Annotated in this window: 1 protein-coding gene; it reads left to right on the forward strand. The window is 76.6% G+C overall.

Going from position 1 to position 936, the window contains the following annotated elements:
* A partial coding sequence (locus CR470_RS38175) for an ATP-binding protein (protein WP_441350792.1) occupies positions 1–936 on the forward strand: 936 nt, incomplete at both ends.

The raw sequence follows: 936 nt of genomic DNA on the forward strand, positions 1-936 counted from the left end.
GCCCAGGGCGGTGCGGACGGTCCGGGACCCAGCACGCCATCCGCCCCGGGGGCCGCCGGGGCGCCGGTTTCCGACGGGGCGCGGAGCGGCGAGCCCGGCGCCGAAGCGGCCACGAGCCCCCCGGGCGGCGGTTCGCCGGAGGGGGCCGAGGCCTTCGGGCTCTTCGACGCGGTGACCACGGCCCTCGTCACGGTCTCCCAGAGCCGGCCGCTGGTGGTCGTTCTCGACGATCTGCACAGCTCCGACCCGGCCTCGCTGCGCCTGCTCGAATTCGCCGCCCAGCACGCCTGGTTCGAGCGGCTGCTGCTGATCGGCACCTACCGGGACGTCGAGGTGGAGGCGCCGGGGCACCCGCTCCAGCAGCTGATCCTCCCGCTGGTCTCGCGCGCCGCCGCGACCCTCACGCTGACCGGCCTCGGCCGGGACGAGGTGGGGGCGCTGATGACGGTGACGACGGGCCGCGAGCCCGCACCGCGGCTGGTCGACGAGGTCCACCGGCGCACCGGCGGCAACCCCTTCTTCGTCGAGCAGACCGCCCGGCTCTGGCACAGCGGGAGCCCTGTCTCCACCATTCCGCCCGGCGTGCGGGAAGCGGTCCGGCAGCGGCTCGCCCTGCTGCCCGAGCCGGTCGTCTCCCTGCTGACCAGCGCCGCCCTGCTCGGCCGGGAGTTCCGCCGGCAGGTCCTGGCCGTGGTGCACGGTTCACCGGTCCCCCACGTGGACCGGCTGCTGGAGCCGGCCGTCGTCGCCCGTGTCGTCGTCCCCCGCCCGTCCGGGCAGTATGCCTTCGCCCACGACCTGCTGCGCGAGACGCTGTACGCCTCGCTGGACGACGCCGAGGCCCGCGAACGCCATGCCGCCGCCGTACGGTCCCTGGACGCGCACGGCGGCCTCGGCGACGCGGTGCGGCCCGGCGCCCTCGCCCGGCACGCCCAT

It is taken from the genome of Streptomyces sp. rh34 (assembly GCF_002551245.1).
Lineage (GTDB): Bacteria > Actinomycetota > Actinomycetes > Streptomycetales > Streptomycetaceae > Streptomyces.